This is a genomic window from Phormidesmis priestleyi ULC007 (genome assembly GCF_003003695.1).
In the GTDB taxonomy this organism is placed as follows: domain Bacteria; phylum Cyanobacteriota; class Cyanobacteriia; order Leptolyngbyales; family Leptolyngbyaceae; genus Phormidesmis_A; species Phormidesmis_A priestleyi_A.
This window is the reverse complement of sequence record NZ_PVWG01000004.1, coordinates 15,341-30,940: the sequence shown is the minus strand read 5'-3', so window position 1 is coordinate 30,940 and position 15,600 is coordinate 15,341. Positions and strand designations below refer to the sequence as shown.

Sequence of the window (15,600 nt, the reverse complement as noted above, 5' to 3'; positions counted from 1 at the left end):
TAGTGCCCCAGTGCCTACCCCTGACGGAGGGCAACCACGGGGGGATTGCCCCTACCAAATCACCCCTCCATTCAGCAATGCCAAAATCTGCTGGGAGACTAATATCAGTTGATGCCCTTCATTCTCTACCATGACGACTATTTGGGAACTCGATTACTATTCACGCCCGATCGTGGATGAAAACAACAAAAAAGTCTGGGAAGTTTTGATCTGCGAAAGTCCAACTCGCATTGATGTTGATCCAGACTCGCTGTTTCGCTATGCCGAATATTGTTCGAGCACACAGGTCAATTCGGGTTGGTTAAAAAGCGCGATCGAAGCAGCCATTTCTCGCGCTCCCAATCCGCCTGACAAGATTCGCTTCTTTCGACAGGCAATGAATAATATGATCACCACTGCCTGTAACGGATTGAACGTGCCTGCTCAACTGAGTCGGCGAACCTTTGCTCTCAGTCAATGGGTGCGCGATCGCATGGATACGGTTTACCCCAATCATCCAGGTTTTCAGCCGTCTAAAAATCCTTCGGTGACGTTTCCCACGACTCCAGCCGAGCCGTTGCCCGATGCCCTGATCGGACAGAAATGGATCTTCGCAACTTTGGAGGCCAGCGCCTTTGATGATATGAGCGAATGGGCGATCGACTTTGGCGAATCGTTCCCGCTCAAAATGGCAGGGCTGGCTCCCAATACGCCGATTCCTGGGCTGATTATCTATTCGCCTCGCGCTATGCCGATGGCAGCCTGGATGTCGGGTTTAGAGATGGCGGCGATTAAGTTTGACCCAGATACTCCGACGCGATTGCTGCTTGAAACCGGAGTCAGCGATCGCTGGATTCTCACTAGTCTTGACCCCAAAACCCAGCCAGAAGCGAGACAGTTTGAAGCTGCCAAACAGCAATCCAATCAGGTGCACTTTTTAGCGATTCAAACCGATCCGCAAGTCGAAGCCTTTGCCGGATTCTGGTTATTGCAGGAGGTCAATTTAGCGTAGGCTAACGATGGGATGAGTTTCATAACTTGCAGGATATGCTAGCAGAACAATTGCTGGAACTAGCTGCCCGATCGGGGGCAGAAGCAGCAGAAGTCTTTCAGTCACGATCGCTCTCTCGTCCGGTTTATTTTGAGGCAAACCGACTTAAACAACTCGAAAGCGCAGACTCAGAAGGCACCGCCCTACGACTCTGGAAAAACGGATGTCCAGGGTTAGCGGTCGCTTATGGCCCAGTTGAGGCGCAGGCACTGGTCGATCGCGCCCTTGCTCTCAGCCAACTCAACGAACCCGAAGAGATTGAACTGGCTCCAGCTTCTCGACTAATCTATCCCAACATGGGAGCAGCCGTCTCGGTCGAAACGCTCGTGGAATGGGGCAGACAGGCGATCGAGCTAGTGCGAGATCAGTATCCCGAAGTGCTGTGTGCGGGCGGCTGGGAGTGTGAATCAGAAACGACTCGCTTGATCACCTCAAACGGGCTGGACTGCGGCTACACTGACACCACTTTGAGCGGCTATCTAGAAGTGGAATGGATACGGGGAGATGACTTTCTCAATGTCAGCGACGGGCAGACCTTGCGCGATCGTCTTGATCCGGCACTCGTGGCTCAACTAATTATGCAGCGATTGGAGTGGGCCAAAGAAAATGTGGGCGCACCGATCGGGCGGGTGCCAATCCTTTTCACCTCTAAAGCTGCCGACATGCTTTGGGGCACCGTGCAGTCAGCCCTAAACGGAAAACAGGTGATCGAAGGGGCATCGCCTTGGAGCGATCGCTTAGATCAAGCCGTGATCTCTGAGGCAATCACGATTAGCCAAAAGCCAGAGGCCGGCCCGTTTAGCTGCCCGTTTGACGATGAGGGTACACCGACTCGCCCGATCACGTTTATCGATAAGGGCGTTTTGCAGTTGTTTTACGCCGATCGCACCACCGGAAAACTTTTAGGCAGTGGCACAACGGGGAATGGCTTTCGTCCGGGGTTAGGCAGCTACCCCAATCCTGGCTTGTTTAATTTGCTGATCGAGCCGGGTGTCAAATTATTCCCAGAACTGATTTCGACGATGGAAGATGGACTCGTTTTAGATCAAATGCTAGGCGGCGGCGCGGGCATCTCTGGCGAATTTTCAGTCAACATTGACCTGGGATATCGAGTGCAAAAGGGTCAAATCGTCGGCAGAGTCAAAGACACAATGATAGCGGGAAGTGTCTACACCGCTCTCAAAAACCTGGTCGAACTCGGCGGCGATGGCGATTGGAATGGCTCATGTCACACACCCTCGCTGATTGTCGAAGGGCTATCAGTGACGGGTCGAAGCGACTGCTGAACGTCAGAATAAAAGGTGGCATCAGTTTTCACCAAATGCCACCTATAACCTTCACCTACAAAACGATCGCGCTATCGCAAAACTGTTTCTCTCAACTCAGACTCTAAAACCTGAAGCAGTTGAAAATCTTCTCGGTCTTTTGCCACCTGCATCCGATGCTCTAAGCTGCGATAGACATTGGCGCTGTGAATGCGTTTGAGTTGCTGCAAGATGTTAAAGGTCGAGCGAACTGGCAGCGTGTGAGAAAGCTGTGTGCGCTCAATCTGAGAACGGTCTCGCTGAGAATAAGCGCTATTTTGATTCTCTAAGCGTTGAGGGGCTTGAGGAACCTGAGCTTCGGCAAGAGTGTGACACTGCCAAGGCGCTACACGATATTTGCCTTGAATCTCGCTTTCAGTCACTTCGATCGTGGGAGGAGCATATTCGTAGCTAACACTTCGATAAGAAAGTCGCATTTGGGTCGCCTCTGAGCAAAGTGAAAATTTAGAGGGAGGCGCGTTCCTTCGAGAGTGCCAATATTTTGGATAAGTTGGTTAAGCTCTCTACTTCCGTCTTGCTCTGCTGTTAGCCAGAATCAGATGAACGATTTACTTTCTGTAGTATAAGCTACGGTTTTTAGATTAACTATCCAACTTAAGAAAGATTCAAAAAGCCGGATCAGGGAGGGGGCTAAGATCCGAAATCTACGGTTTCTCTCCGAGTGGGTGGTTAGCGCAAACTCCGCTTGAATCCCATTGAAGTTCTGCCAATAGCACTGCGCTCAGACCAATCACAATGCCCGTTTCGAGAAATTGCCACACGCCTACATAAGAAAGGGTCGCGATCGCCAGCAGATGCACAAAACAGATCAGGAGAAACGCCCGCGATCGCATCTTCACGCCAGTATAAAGATATCCAAACGCATTCAGCGCCAGCCACAGTAGCGGCAGTTGCGTCAGAATGGGTGCCCAACCCCAAAAAATGCTTAAATCGGTTAGCACCAGACCTGCCAACATGAGAAATATCCAAGCAGAGATGATGTGATTGAGCGGCTCGATCGTCGCCCATTTTTCTGAGAGTTTAATCATTGCACCCGTCCCCAATAGGGTCAGACCCGACCAGAAAAATGCTTGCGTTGCCCAATCGATCGGAGCAAATTGAGCCGTCAAAAAAATAATTATCGAAATTATGCCCCACAGTAGACAAGCTTGATCGATGCGTGTGTAAAACGTTGAAAAAATGGTGATCTGTCCTAGCTGCCAGTGCAGCCGCCACAGCCCTGGGAGATCTTCGATCGCAAAGGCTGATTGTTTACGTTTTAGTAAGGGAATTTCATGATTAAAAAAATCAGTTTGAAAAGGGAATGCCCGAAACATAGTTTTGTATAGAGTGTTAATGATTAGAAATGCTTTACGTTTCTTCTCAAAGTAGTCTCTCTTTAAGAACATAGTTGATCGTGCCTAAACGACTATCGATGCGTCTCTATCAAGTGATACGATCGCCGCCATTTTTAGACCTATCTAAAGGAGCAACTCATAGCCATTTGATTTGTGACTGCGACAGATCCGCATGAGGGCACGGCAGTGCCATGCCCCGTCGGATTGAACGATCAGTCGCAGTTGCCTCCGAAATTGGTATTAGATAACGCCTAAGCTACATGAGTCTAAAAATGAAAAAGCCCCGCTGACTTCAACCAGCGAGACTCTTATAGGTTTCACCTACATCACTTCTATGGAAATGGAGAATTTGACCCGACCCGTAGAAAATAACTCTATCGCCAAATTTGTTCGCCGTCTTCGTTGATTCTGGCTTGACGGATCACGTCTGAGATTTCTTCAGCATCTTTGACGTGGTGCAACGGCTTTTTCTCGCCATCAGGCGTGTCAACGACAAAATAAGTCGGAACGGTAATGTGGTCTCCAGTAATATCGGCTGCGTCAACTGCCACTTGTTGCGCTTTTTCTTCTAGAGATTTTGAGTCATCAATGCGATCGCCCGGATTGCTAGCTAAATATTCTTTGTCTAACTCAGCCCGTTGCTCTTGTTTTTGTTTGGGGTCAACTTCTTCAGGAGTCATCGGCTGGTTAACTTCACCGCTGTTGTCACCAGGTTTTGAATCAAGGTTCATAGTAGTTTTTTAGAATAAATTGCTGTACACAATACTAAAAAAAAAGAGGCCGTTACGCCTCTTTCAAACGACAGAATTATCAAGTAGTCCAAAAGAGTGAAATCGTAGAGAATGAATTGCTAATAGAACAAAACTCAACCGTAAATGCTATCAATCTTTAACGCTTCACTGATTACTGAGGTCTATGATTAGGGCCATAGCCAATTACTGCAACTTTGTGGCGATAAATGAGTTCTGCACCATACCATCCTGTAATGGCTAATAAGGTCGCGACGATGAGAGAAAGAATTAATCCGATCGGCAAAATTGCACCCGCCTGATCATTCCACCGCAGCCAAAAATTTATTGCAGAAAGCGTCAGTGCTGCCACGTTGCCAACCATATGCGCCCAGCCTGCACTGTGTTCACGGACGCGATCGATTTTCACAAAATCACTCATGCCAGTCGCAGCCGCAACCAAGCCAGACACAATGCCAACCCCAATCAGCCAAAAAGACGCTCTTGCCCAAAAAGAATCTCCGGTGAGCCAATAGCCAACATCGGTGCCCAAAGCACCTGTCAAAAACGCGATCGGAAAAGTAACCAGTAACGGATGTAGAGGGTGTCCAAAAATGGCAACCGTGCTGGGAACACCGCTATCGCGATATTCGGCTTCATCAGCTTCGATTACCGGAGGAATGCTGGGGGTATGAGCACGAGTCATAGTGTTCTCCTGAGTAGTTAAATTTTAGTAAGGCGATTGGCAGTGAGATGGAAGGATAGTCTGACGACAAAAGGGCGAATATCATTCGCCCCGCAGACACTTATCCTCAATTAGAGATGACCTTATGATGAGGGGAAGTGATCCACATGCGCCTCTGACTCAAGGACTAATTTTCCTTTCTGCACATCCAGCTTTTTGAGTCTTAAAGCCATGCCATCGAGTTCAAAATTCTTGAGGTTTAAGAGTTCTCGTGCTTGACTGAGCAGCGCTTCGGTCAGTTCGGGCGAAAGATCTTGACCCTCAATGTATTGCACATCTTCTAAAAGCACCTGCTGCCCACCCTGACCCACTTGGGGAACCGTCGTAAACGCCACCCGCTTTTTCTCTGGAGTGGCTTGCAGCATGATTTCTGTACTCAAAAAAATCTTGCCATCACCTGGCAGCCCAAACTCAATATGGTGAGTGTCTACCGTTGCGAGTTCGCCATTGACGCGCACCTTCAGATCTTGCATCTTGTCACGAATGAAATCTGAATTGAAGGCGCGGTTAACATCTTTTTCGGTCAAAACGACATGAGTTTCAGCGTCTGTAGGACGGGTCAACTCAATTTTGCCAAAAGCCACACTCATTGGATTGAGCGCCACATGCCCCGTGTGCATTTCCATCTCTTCGATCCGCAGATCGTGCTGCATCACCAAGCCCTCAGCCTTAATTGAGACTGAATCAACGGCACCTGATATGAGTTTGAGTGGGTCGGTTTCAATTTCGACATCTAAGTTTTTGACTTCATCTAGTTGGCTAGAGATTCCCATTTCTGCAACTTTGTTCAGCGCTTGTTCACCCAAATCCGACATTCTTAACTTCCTCATATCTCGGTTGTAGCGTTACTTTAAAACACAAACCAAACTGAGAGGCTCTACAAGGCGACAGAAATGGTCAGCGATCGCACTCTATCTTTAGAATCGTGAATTAATTGAACGTGAATTCGACGAAGCTTTTCGCTGCGGTTACAAATCCGGGCAGCCCCCTAGATCCCCCAAAATTGGGGGACTTTGAACCTGAATTCTAGGCTTGAAGTCCCCCCGAATTGGGGGATTTAGGGGGCTGAATCGCTGAAGAACGAAGCGAAAGAACTCATCGAACTGACGTTAATTGAAACCCGACTCTGCGTACGGGTATGGCACGGCAGTGCCCAATATCTCTGCAAGTAACGAGTATTATTTAATCCCCAATCTTCAGCAAATCTTGAGAGAAAGATTAACCGTCTCACAGTTTTTTGCGAGTGCTTAACTGCACCTGACAAGGCAACTCAACGATAAACGTTGAACCTTGACCTAGCTCACTCTCAACTGAGATATTTCCTCCGATTAGCTCGGTTAGCGCTTTGGTAATTGCTAACCCCAATCCGGTTCCTCCGTGGGAGCGAGTCATCGTTTGGTTTGCCTGTCGAAACTCTTGAAAGATGAAGGTTAAGTCGGCTTCTGCAATGCCAATTCCGGTATCTCGAACGGTAATGGTTAGATGCGCTCTCGGCATCAGATCGACCTCGATCAAAATCTGCCCTTCGTCAGTAAATTTGATCGCATTTGATAGCAAGTTGACAATGATTTGCCGAACTCGATTGCGATCGTTAACCACCAAAATATGATCTTGAACTAGATGAACTTGTAGATCTAAGTTTTTTTTAGCGCCTAGCGGTTTCAGTTCTTCAACGGTTGTGACAACTAAATTAGCTAAATCAAAGGTTTCTAACTGAAGTTCTAGCTGATGCGATCGCAGTTTTGAGAAATCTAAAACATCGTCAATCAGGCTTAATAGATGCCGTCCGTTTTCAAAGATTCGCTCAATCATGGTGAATTGCTGCGGCTCAAATCTCCGTTGAACGTGACGCAGCAATAAACTAGAAAAGCCCAAAATTGCGTTGAGTGGAGTTCTCAACTCGTGAGACATGGTGGCGATGAATTGCGCCTTGACTCGATCGGCTTCGATCAATTCTAAGTTTTGAAGCTGAATCTGGTGAAGCTGTGCTTCCATTTGTTTACGCGCCGTAATGTCTCGAATCAGCCAGCGCAACGCGATCACCTTACCTTTTGAATCTTTAACCGTTACGACCGTAATGGCCGCCTCAAATCGAGGTTTACTGCGAGCGAGTAGACTAATCTCCCATTCTTGAATGCGATCGATGCTTCGCAGTTGCAACAAGAGCGATCGAAAGACACGACGCTGTTCTTCGGGCACAAAATTAGTTAAAACTTTACTTGAAAGATATTTTTGGGGCACATTTAATAATTCTGCGGCTGCCCGATTTGCATCATGAATTTTGCCATGAATATCAGTCACCAAATATCCATCGGGGGCAAAGTCAAATAGCTCTTGATATCGGTGCCGTTCGTTTTCTAGCTCTTGACGGGCTTGTTGCAATACTTCGTTGTGACGACAAATTTCTTCCTCTACAACTCGCAGTTCTTCTAAAGCATTTGCGAGTGCTGCCAAATAGCTAAGGGCGAGTTTTGGCTGATCGAGAGACTTATCTCCTATGTTTTTATAGAGATCAGCCGCTCGCTGATCAACGGTATCTAAGTATTTTGCAATCTTGCCACGATCGCTACTGGGTTTTGTTTCATTCATGTCATCCTTTTGATTTTTATCAAGTCATTTGCTGACAGGAAAAGCATGTTTAGCCTTAATAGTTCTAAACAATTAAAAGAAGTATTTTAAAGCTTGATGGATACTTTCGTTAAAGAATCGATCTCATTCTTTAATTCTTAAGAAATTTAAATACCCATTCAGTCTTATACCAAAATCATTTTGGTTGAGTGAATTTGTTTCTAGATTCCCTGTGTTTACCATCACAGATGCAGAGTTTATTGCAATCTTCTTTAAGGGTGAGATGGAGTATCTCAGAAGTTGAAGATTCAGGATGAGGACAGCTTCAGTAGCTAACGCAATACTTCCGTACAAGCGGAAAACAACAAAACTCGTTTCGCAATTCTGACTTGATCGGTTAGATTGGCTAAAGTGGCAGGCTATAACTCTCTTAAGATCTCCAGCTTATGCGCTACACCGAACACCGATGGATGAACCCCTCAGCCCCATCAGAAGATGAGATTTTTGAAGTTTATTATGCCACTCGTCAGTTTTATCAAGAAACGCAGTATCGAGAAGACCTCGATCGCGCCAGCGTGTGGTATCACACGCTCGCAGCACAAAATCGCCGAGAGCTTGAAAAAATGCGCGGCGATATCAATTTATTGGGCTGGTTTTGTCGAAAACGAGAACGCTGAAACTGCTATAAAACCTCGATCTCAAACTCCTGGAGGTGAACTTTGAGCTTAGGGCTAAACTTGACCAAAATTGGAAAATTAGCGCTGACAGGTCTGCCATGCCACTCAGTCACGATCGCCAACACTTCACCTTCTTGCCCCTTAATATCGAGCGGTTGGTTACGGTGTTCTGGATGATGATAAATAATGACAGATTCAATCACACGAATACGAGCACCAACTTCCATAATCCTTAGCGTTTCATTGTCAAGAGCATTCACCACGATTAGTCAAACCCAACTGGGCTTATCGACAGTTTTTTTATCTTTGCACAAGAGCGTCCCCTTCTTACGGTTTGACAAAACTCTTGAGAAGAATTGATGGCGCTGCTGCTCGATCGCTGGATTGCTTATCGGAGCCTTTTTTCTACAGAGTCGCGCAGTTGCTGAAATCCGATCGGGTCAACTGAGTACCAGATTCCTGCACCTACAGCCCCGCTTAAAAGCAGCATCAAGATAATTCTGATGGTCAGCCCAAGGGGGTTTGCTTTCTTTCGCTTAGGAGAGACTATTTCCTCTAAAGCTGGAACCTCAACCTCTGGCAAACTCATATTTGAAGAGGAAGCCAATGGATCACCAGCCTTCACGTCCCCAGGTAGCCGCATCTCTGGCAACGGTGAAGAAACGTGACAATAAGTCAGCACGATCGAGGTGTTGTCATGTCCGTTTTTTTGATTTGCCAGGTCGATCCAAGATTGCACCGCAGACTCTAGAGAGACTTTTTCTTTGAGAACGAGTTCTGCATAATCGCGCCAAGACTGCTCAACTAACTCGTTATCGCTCAACCCATCAGAACATAACAGCAGCAATCCATCTTCTTCTAAGATAAAGCGCTGCACACTGGGGTTAAGAAACTGACCGTCTCGCGTTCCGAGGGCTTGAGTCAGTGCCCCCGCATCTGGGCGTTTGAGCACATCACGATAGAGCGATCGTCCTTGTTTAATTTCTCGCGTCACGACATCATCATCTACCGTCAATTGATGACAATAGCGGGGCGTGATCCAATAAGCGCGGCTGTCTCCTACATTAACGAGATAGAGTTCGTGAGCGTTGTTGGCGACGGCTCCACCAGGCAGTTTAACGCGCTGCGGAATCTGAAGCGCCATTACCAAAGTGGTGCCCATCCGCCGCCGAGATTCTCGCTCTTGGTCATCGTTTTGAGTCGAAATCATATTGTTGACGACCCGCACGATCGCGGCTAACTGCTCTGCTAGTAAATCAGGCGGCATCGGCTCCGACTGCTGGGCAATCTCAGTCAGCAAGGCTTTGATCTGAAGCTGAAGTGACTGCACCGCTAGTTGACTCGCAACTTCGCCGCCTTCATGTCCGCCGATGCCATCACAGACAATCGCCAATCGCGGACTCAGTTCATCATGGGGCTGTGTGCGCGCGTGAGCCGTGACTGGATAGCAGGTGTCTTCGTTGTGCGATCGTACCGCGCCTACATCGGTGGCTCCTACAACCTGCAAGCGGAGCGGCAACTGGGCTGACTGCTCGATTAATAACTGGTTTAACTGGGCTGAGACGGCTTGAAAGCTGGCTCCTTGCTGCATAGCGGCACAGATCGCGGTGAGAGAGTCTACGATCGTCGCCTTCGACTCTGGCACCCACACAAGCCAGCACTGCCCTAGATTTGAGAGAGAAGGATTTAAAAACGAGGCTCTTGTATGAACTGAGTCTTCTGAATCCTTGATTAATTCTTTAAGCCGAACTCGCCACCCTTCGACGCGCAAATTATCGGGTGACAGCAGACTGGACGCAACGTTTAACTCTAAAAGCGGAGTCCAAAGCTGCAAGATCTGCCACAGCCAATAGACTTGACGCACGGCAGAGGCTTGAGTCCAGGCTTCAAAAATGGCGGGTTGTAGGTCGCCTGTATTTTTTAATGGGACATTTTCTAATAACAGAATCTCGCGATCGCTCACTTCGTCGCGACAAAACCCATAGACTTGGGGCACATGCAGCCGATGAGCATAGAGGTGCAAATAGGGCAGCGCTTCGTCAGGCAGCAGTGCAGACACATAAGGCTCTGTCTGAGGCTTTGTATCTGCCCAAATGTGAGGCGTGATCACCTGATAGCGATCGGATACGATCGTGCCCGGTGGCTTTTGGGCGGCGATCTCTCCCACTGCCCAAAGATAGCGATGCTCCTGCGATTGCGAACTGCTCATGCACTTAAAAACGTATATTGTAGGGCGTTTGTGACTGACTCAATCTTCATAAATGTGAAGCATTGCGGAATTGAGCGGGCACTCTTTGAAGAATGACTTAAATCGCTTAACTCGGTTGCAGGATAGCCGATTTTGAGCCATTCGTCTCTCAAACTCTGATTGATATATTAGCGATCGTGAATCTATTGACTCAAAACTATGTTTCTGATCTCGATTTCAAAAGTAGTTGCCCCTGATCGAACGATCGCGAGAGGACACGACAGGTCGTGCCCCTACCGGGCGGATCTGTCACATTCACAAATCAAATCGGTATGACTCCAACTATGGTCTGGCTTTTAGCAGGCGTTGCCCTTTGCCTGATTGAGTTTGTGGTGCCTACAGCGTTTATCGCCTTTGTGATGGGACTCAGTGCGCTGGTGGTTGCCGCCTTTTCAGGGGTGCTATCTCTAAATTTGCAGATCACCCTCTGGATGGCGCTTTCTCTGCTAGCGGTGCTGGCATCTCGTCAGCTGATTAGCCGTAGAGCCGCCTTAAAACTGGATGCCACCGAAGCAGAAACGTTGACCGAAATTCTGCCGGGGCAGCCTGGACGGGTTCTCTACGAAGGAAATTCTTGGAGCGCTCGCTGCGAAACTTTTGACGGGACGATCGCGCCTCACCAAAAAGTCTACGTCGTCGGGCGCAAAGGGACGACGCTAATCATCGTGCCAGAAGGCTTGGCACACGATCAATAATCATCATTCAACCGTTCAAAAATTAGGAGCATAAGTCTATGTGGGGTTGGTTAATTGCAATAGGCGTAGGAGCGGGTGCTGTCTCTAGCGTCAAAATTATTCAGCAAGGCAATGAAGCCCTGGTCGAGCGGTTGGGAAGCTACGATCGTAAGCTCGGTCACGGACTCAGCTTTGTGATTCCTGGACTCGATCGCCTTGCCTTTCAAGAAACCGTGCGAGAAAAGGTGCTCGAAATTCCGCCGCAGCCCTGCATCACTCGCGATAACGTCTCGATCACCGTCGATGCAGTGGTCTATTGGAAGATCGTAGACATGGAGCGGGCCTATTACAAGGTGCAAAATCTCAATGCTGCTGTGGTGAATATAGTGTTGACTCAAATTCGCGCTGAGATGGGTCAAATTGAACTCGATGAAACCTTTACAGCACGAGCGCAGATCAATGAAATCTTGCTGCGAGATCTCGATATTGCCACCGATCCCTGGGGTGTGAAAGTCACCCGTGTTGAGCTACGCGACATCATTCCGTCAACGGCTGTGCAAGAATCGATGGAATTGCAGATGTCAGCCGAGCGTCGCAAACGCGCCTCGGTTTTGACCTCCGAGGGAGAACGAGAGTCAGCCGTCAACTCTGCCAGAGGCAAAGCCGAAGCCCAAGTTTTGGATGCTGAAGCCCGTCAAAAATCTGTGATTCTCGCTGCCGAAGCCGAGCAAAAGAGCATCGTGCTCAAAGCTCAAGCCGAGCGACAGCAGCAAGTGCTTCGCGCTCAAGCCACTGCCGAAGCAATTCAAATCGTCACTCAGGCATTGAAGGGCGATCCCCGCGCTGCCGAAGCCGGAAAAGTTTTGCTTGCCCTCAGCTATTTAGAGATGGGCACGATCGTCGGCAAAAGCGACAGCAGCAAAGTCATGTTTATGGACCCGCGTAGCATTCCAGCGACACTGCAAGGCATGTTGTCGATCGTCGATGAACCCAACGGCAAGGCATAGAAATTTGGCGTTGCTGACGGAAGGATGACGTAGGGGCAATCCCCCCGTGGTTGCCCTCCGTCAGGGGTAGGCACGGGGGCGCTACCCCTACAGCCATTTCATCCCCTCCCGCAATGCCGAAACTTATTCGTTTTCGGTTTGGCATTGGGTGCACAACCCAAAAAACTCCAGCATGTGGTAATAGATTTTGAACCGATAAGACTCGTGTAGCTGTTCTTCTAAATCGTGAACTGGGCACTGATCGATCGGAATCGAGTTGCCGCACTGCACACAGGTCAAGTGATGTCTGTCTTCTTTAACGAGGCTATAGAGCGCTTCTCCGTTGGGCAACGTTCTGACCTGCACCATTCCTTCGAGCTTGAGTGCCTCTAGAGCGCGATACACTGTGGCCAGCCCCATGCTTTGTTCACGACTGCGAAGTTCTATGTAAAGATCCTGTGCTGAGATGGCTTGGTTCAGGATTTTTAATATTGTGAGAATGCGTTCTTGACTGCGGGTGCGGGTTCTCATGAGAAGTGGGGACGATCGTCCAAAGTGAATCTAAAACTCTGTCTACCTTGATTCTAGAAGTTCATCAGCTTTCATCTGTCCGCGGTCTTAGAATGAAAAAGCTGTCGCATTCACGGCAATCTTTCTAGCAATCAGGACATGACTGTGACTCAAAACTATCAAGCTCAAATCTATGTTACTCTCCGTCCTTCGGTCTTAGACCCTGCGGGAACTGCGGTGAAGTCCGGGCTGTCGCATATGGGATATAACAACGTTGAACAAATTCGCATTGGTAAATATGTTGAGTTGACGATCGCCGCAGACAGTGAAGATGCAGCTCGTCAACAGTTAGACCAAATCTGCGACCAGCTTCTCGCAAACCCCGTGATCGAAAATTATCGGTTTGATTTGCAGAAGTTGTCTACACCTCTGAACGTAGGTTCATAAATCAAGCATAAGGGCTGAGGGCGCAAGAATGAATGTTGGAGTAGTGGTTTTTCCGGGATCGAATTGCGATCGCGATGTGGTTTGGGTGACGCAAGGGTTGCTCAATCAGCCGACTCGCATGATTTGGCACGAAGACAGCGATTTGTCTGATATTGATGTCGTGATTGTGCCGGGTGGATTTAGCTATGGCGATTATTTGCGGTGTGGCGCGATCGCTCGGTTTTCTCCGGTGATGCAAGCCACGATCAAACATGCAGAACAAGGAAAATTAGTTCTCGGAATCTGCAATGGGTTTCAAGTTTTAACAGAAGCGGGGCTGCTTCCGGGGGCACTGGTTCGCAATCGAGATTTGCATTTTGTCTGCGATCGAGTGCCGCTTAAAGTCGAGCGGACTGATTTACCTTGGACGAACTATTATCGGACTGAAGAAGTAATCACGCTTCCGATCGCGCATGGCGAGGGCAGCTATTACGCCGATGCCAATACGTTAAAGTCGCTTGAAGAAAATGGTCAAGTGTTGTTCCGCTACTGCAACGCTGAGGGCAAGTCTGATCAGTCCAGCAATCCAAACGGTTCGCTCAATCATATTGCTGGCATTTGCAACCGTCAGGGCAATGTGTTGGGCATGATGCCTCACCCAGAACGAGCTTCTGATCCGAGTTTGGGAGGCGTTGACGGAATGCGACTGTTTGAAGGAATGCTGGGAGCGATCGCGGCGATCTTGTAACGCTAAAAAGCTTTCCAAAAAAATTAGCGCCTTGATAGTCAGGGCGCTTTTTAATGTAAAGATTCCTAAAATAAAAGTGAGAGAAAGTAAAGATATCTAAATCAAATTCGAGGCTTAAACGTCTCAAACTACCAAAATACGAAGACGACGTTTAAGCAAATGATTAACTAATTTAAACAAAAAAAGTGCTTAACCCAACGCAACGCTTGAAGAGACTGAAACTTCGTTGAGGTGCCGTAATTAAGGCTTAGAAAAGTTAACAAAAATCACATGAAAATAAAAATAAATATCAATAAGATGTAGAGAGGTAAATAACTTACCCATCTATTCCGATTCGACTGCATTTTTTGTCGTTTCAAGCAATCATCTAAACTTATGGCAACAACATTACAAAGACGCGAAGAAGGTAATGTTTGGGATCGCTTTTGCAACTGGATCACCTCAACCGATAACCGCATCTATGTGGGTTGGTTTGGTGTCTTAATGATCCCCACACTACTCAGCGCAACCATCTGCTTTATCATCGCTTTCATCGCTGCACCGCCCGTTGATATTGATGGCATCCGGGAGCCTGTTTCTGGCTCTTTGATGTACGGCAACAACATTATAACGGGCGCGATCGTGCCGTCTTCTAACGCGATCGGCTTGCACTTCTACCCCATCTGGGAAGCCGCTTCGCTCGATGAGTGGCTCTATAATGGTGGCCCTTATCAACTCGTTGTGCTGCACTTCTTGCTGGGCATATTAAGCTACATGGGTCGCCAGTGGGAGTTATCCTATCGGTTAGGAATGCGCCCCTGGATCTGCGTCGCTTATAGTGCTCCGGTGTCTGCGGCAACGGCGGTCTTGTTGATCTACCCGATCGGGCAAGGCTCCTTCTCCGATGGTATGCCTCTCGGCATTTCTGGCACCTTCAACTTTATGATCGTGTTTCAAGCCGAACACAACATTCTGATGCACCCCTTCCACATGTTGGGCGTAGCGGGTGTGTTTGGTGGCGCTTTGTTCTCAGCGATGCACGGCTCATTGGTGACTTCATCACTGGTTCGCGAAACCACTGAAAACGAGTCGCAAAACGCGGGCTACAAGTTTGGGCAAGAAGAAGAAACCTATAACATCGTGGCAGCACACGGCTACTTTGGGCGGTTGATCTTCCAATACGCCTCGTTTAACAACTCGCGTTCTTTGCACTTCACTTTAGGCGCATGGCCCGTAATTGGCATCTGGCTCACCGCTCTGGGCGTTAGCACAATGGCGTTTAACCTAAATGGGTTTAACTTTAACCAGAGCATTCTCGATTCTCAGGGTCGTGTGGTCAACACTTGGGCTGACGTGATTAATCGTGCCAACCTGGGGATGGAAGTCATGCACGAGCGCAATGCTCACAACTTCCCGCTTGATTTGGCTTCGGGTGATGCGTCTCCGGTTGCGCTTCAAGCTCCTGCGATTCAAGGCTAATTGTTAGTCCGATCTCTACAAAAAAGCGCCTCATAACTAGGTGCTTTTTTGTGGGGTTTAACTCAATGTGAATTCGACGACTTCGTTACCAGTCGATCGCGTCTCCTAAATCCCCAAAATTGCGGGACTTCAAGCCAAAA

17 protein-coding genes and 1 riboswitch are annotated in these 15,600 nt (G+C 48.2%); of the genes, 8 read left to right on the top strand and 9 right to left on the bottom strand.

Going from position 1 to position 15,600, the window contains the following annotated elements; translation table 11 throughout:
• Positions 1 to 130: 130 nt before the first annotated feature.
• Both C7B65_RS05360 and C7B65_RS05355 read left to right on the top strand, forming a co-directional pair.
• Positions 131 to 991: a Tab2/Atab2 family RNA-binding protein gene (locus tag C7B65_RS05360; protein WP_073070555.1), complete on the top strand. Its 861-nt coding sequence runs from the start codon at positions 131 to 133 to the stop codon at positions 989 to 991.
• 35 nt (positions 992 to 1,026) lie between these two features.
• Positions 1,027 to 2,316 carry a TldD/PmbA family protein gene (locus tag C7B65_RS05355; protein ID WP_073070554.1) on the top strand — a complete coding sequence of 430 codons (1,290 nt, stop codon included), beginning with the start codon at positions 1,027 to 1,029 and terminating at the stop codon, positions 2,314 to 2,316.
• A 71-nt stretch (positions 2,317 to 2,387) separates the two neighbouring features.
• On the opposite strand, the gene C7B65_RS05350 is transcribed toward C7B65_RS05355, so the two are convergent.
• The 6 genes from C7B65_RS05350 to C7B65_RS05325 form a co-directional block, all read right to left on the bottom strand.
• On the bottom strand, positions 2,388 to 2,771 hold the full coding sequence (locus C7B65_RS05350) for a DUF4278 domain-containing protein (RefSeq protein ID WP_073070553.1): 384 nt from the start codon (positions 2,769 to 2,771) through the stop codon (positions 2,388 to 2,390).
• 37 nt (positions 2,772 to 2,808) lie between these two features.
• Positions 2,809 to 2,903: riboswitch (Glutamine riboswitch) on the bottom strand.
• 96 nt (positions 2,904 to 2,999) lie between these two features.
• A complete protein-coding gene (locus C7B65_RS05345) occupies positions 3,000 to 3,671 on the bottom strand; it encodes a hypothetical protein (protein ID WP_073070552.1) in 672 nt (223 codons plus the stop codon).
• Between the two features lie 395 nt (positions 3,672 to 4,066).
• On the bottom strand, positions 4,067 to 4,423 hold the full coding sequence (locus C7B65_RS05340; RefSeq protein ID WP_073070551.1) for a hypothetical protein: 357 nt from the start codon (positions 4,421 to 4,423) through the stop codon (positions 4,067 to 4,069).
• A gap of 172 nt (positions 4,424 to 4,595) precedes the next feature.
• Positions 4,596 to 5,126: a DUF2231 domain-containing protein gene (locus C7B65_RS05335; protein ID WP_073070550.1), complete on the bottom strand. Its 531-nt coding sequence runs from the start codon at positions 5,124 to 5,126 to the stop codon at positions 4,596 to 4,598.
• Between the two features lie 122 nt (positions 5,127 to 5,248).
• Positions 5,249 to 5,980 carry an LmeA family phospholipid-binding protein gene (locus C7B65_RS05330; RefSeq protein WP_073070549.1) on the bottom strand — a complete coding sequence of 244 codons (732 nt, stop codon included), beginning with the start codon at positions 5,978 to 5,980 and terminating at the stop codon, positions 5,249 to 5,251.
• Positions 5,981 to 6,392: 412 nt separating this feature from the next.
• Positions 6,393 to 7,754 (bottom strand): PAS domain-containing sensor histidine kinase, encoded by a 1,362-nt coding sequence (locus tag C7B65_RS05325; RefSeq protein ID WP_073070548.1) that lies wholly within the window; start codon positions 7,752 to 7,754, stop codon positions 6,393 to 6,395.
• Positions 7,755 to 8,179: 425 nt separating this feature from the next.
• Here C7B65_RS05325 and C7B65_RS05320 point away from each other — a divergent pair, with 425 nt between their 5' ends.
• A complete protein-coding gene (locus C7B65_RS05320; RefSeq protein WP_073070547.1) occupies positions 8,180 to 8,410 on the top strand; it encodes a hypothetical protein in 231 nt (76 codons plus the stop codon).
• A 5-nt stretch (positions 8,411 to 8,415) separates the two neighbouring features.
• Here the strand turns inward: C7B65_RS05320 and C7B65_RS05315 are convergent, their stop codons facing one another.
• Both C7B65_RS05315 and C7B65_RS05310 read right to left on the bottom strand, forming a co-directional pair.
• Positions 8,416 to 8,670, bottom strand: coding sequence for a ferredoxin-thioredoxin reductase variable chain (locus C7B65_RS05315; RefSeq protein ID WP_342353000.1), 255 nt, complete (start codon positions 8,668 to 8,670; stop codon positions 8,416 to 8,418).
• Between the two features lie 128 nt (positions 8,671 to 8,798).
• A complete protein-coding gene (locus C7B65_RS05310) occupies positions 8,799 to 10,619 on the bottom strand; it encodes a PP2C family protein-serine/threonine phosphatase (RefSeq protein ID WP_073070545.1) in 1,821 nt (606 codons plus the stop codon).
• A 311-nt stretch (positions 10,620 to 10,930) separates the two neighbouring features.
• Here C7B65_RS05310 and C7B65_RS05305 point away from each other — a divergent pair, with 311 nt between their 5' ends.
• Positions 10,931 to 11,353: an NfeD family protein gene (locus C7B65_RS05305; protein ID WP_073070544.1), complete on the top strand. Its 423-nt coding sequence runs from the start codon at positions 10,931 to 10,933 to the stop codon at positions 11,351 to 11,353.
• 38 nt (positions 11,354 to 11,391) lie between these two features.
• Positions 11,392 to 12,339: an SPFH domain-containing protein gene (locus C7B65_RS05300; RefSeq protein WP_106253942.1), complete on the top strand. Its 948-nt coding sequence runs from the start codon at positions 11,392 to 11,394 to the stop codon at positions 12,337 to 12,339.
• Positions 12,340 to 12,462: 123 nt separating this feature from the next.
• On the opposite strand, the gene C7B65_RS05295 is transcribed toward C7B65_RS05300, so the two are convergent.
• Entirely contained in the window at positions 12,463 to 12,849 is a 387-nt protein-coding gene (locus C7B65_RS05295; protein WP_073070543.1) for a Fur family transcriptional regulator, read from the bottom strand.
• 138 nt (positions 12,850 to 12,987) lie between these two features.
• Between C7B65_RS05295 and purS the strand changes: the two genes are divergently transcribed.
• The 3 genes from purS (at position 12,988) to psbA (ending at position 15,460) form a co-directional block, all read left to right on the top strand.
• Complete coding sequence (gene purS / locus C7B65_RS05290; RefSeq protein ID WP_219898382.1) at positions 12,988 to 13,275, top strand: phosphoribosylformylglycinamidine synthase subunit PurS; 288 nt, start codon at positions 12,988 to 12,990, stop codon at positions 13,273 to 13,275.
• Between the two features lie 28 nt (positions 13,276 to 13,303).
• Positions 13,304 to 14,002 (top strand): phosphoribosylformylglycinamidine synthase subunit PurQ, encoded by a 699-nt coding sequence (gene purQ, locus C7B65_RS05285; protein WP_073070542.1) that lies wholly within the window; start codon positions 13,304 to 13,306, stop codon positions 14,000 to 14,002.
• Positions 14,003 to 14,377: 375 nt separating this feature from the next.
• On the top strand, positions 14,378 to 15,460 hold the full coding sequence (psbA, locus tag C7B65_RS05280; RefSeq protein WP_073070541.1) for a photosystem II q(b) protein: 1,083 nt from the start codon (positions 14,378 to 14,380) through the stop codon (positions 15,458 to 15,460).
• The last annotated feature ends 140 nt before the right edge of the window (positions 15,461 to 15,600 follow it).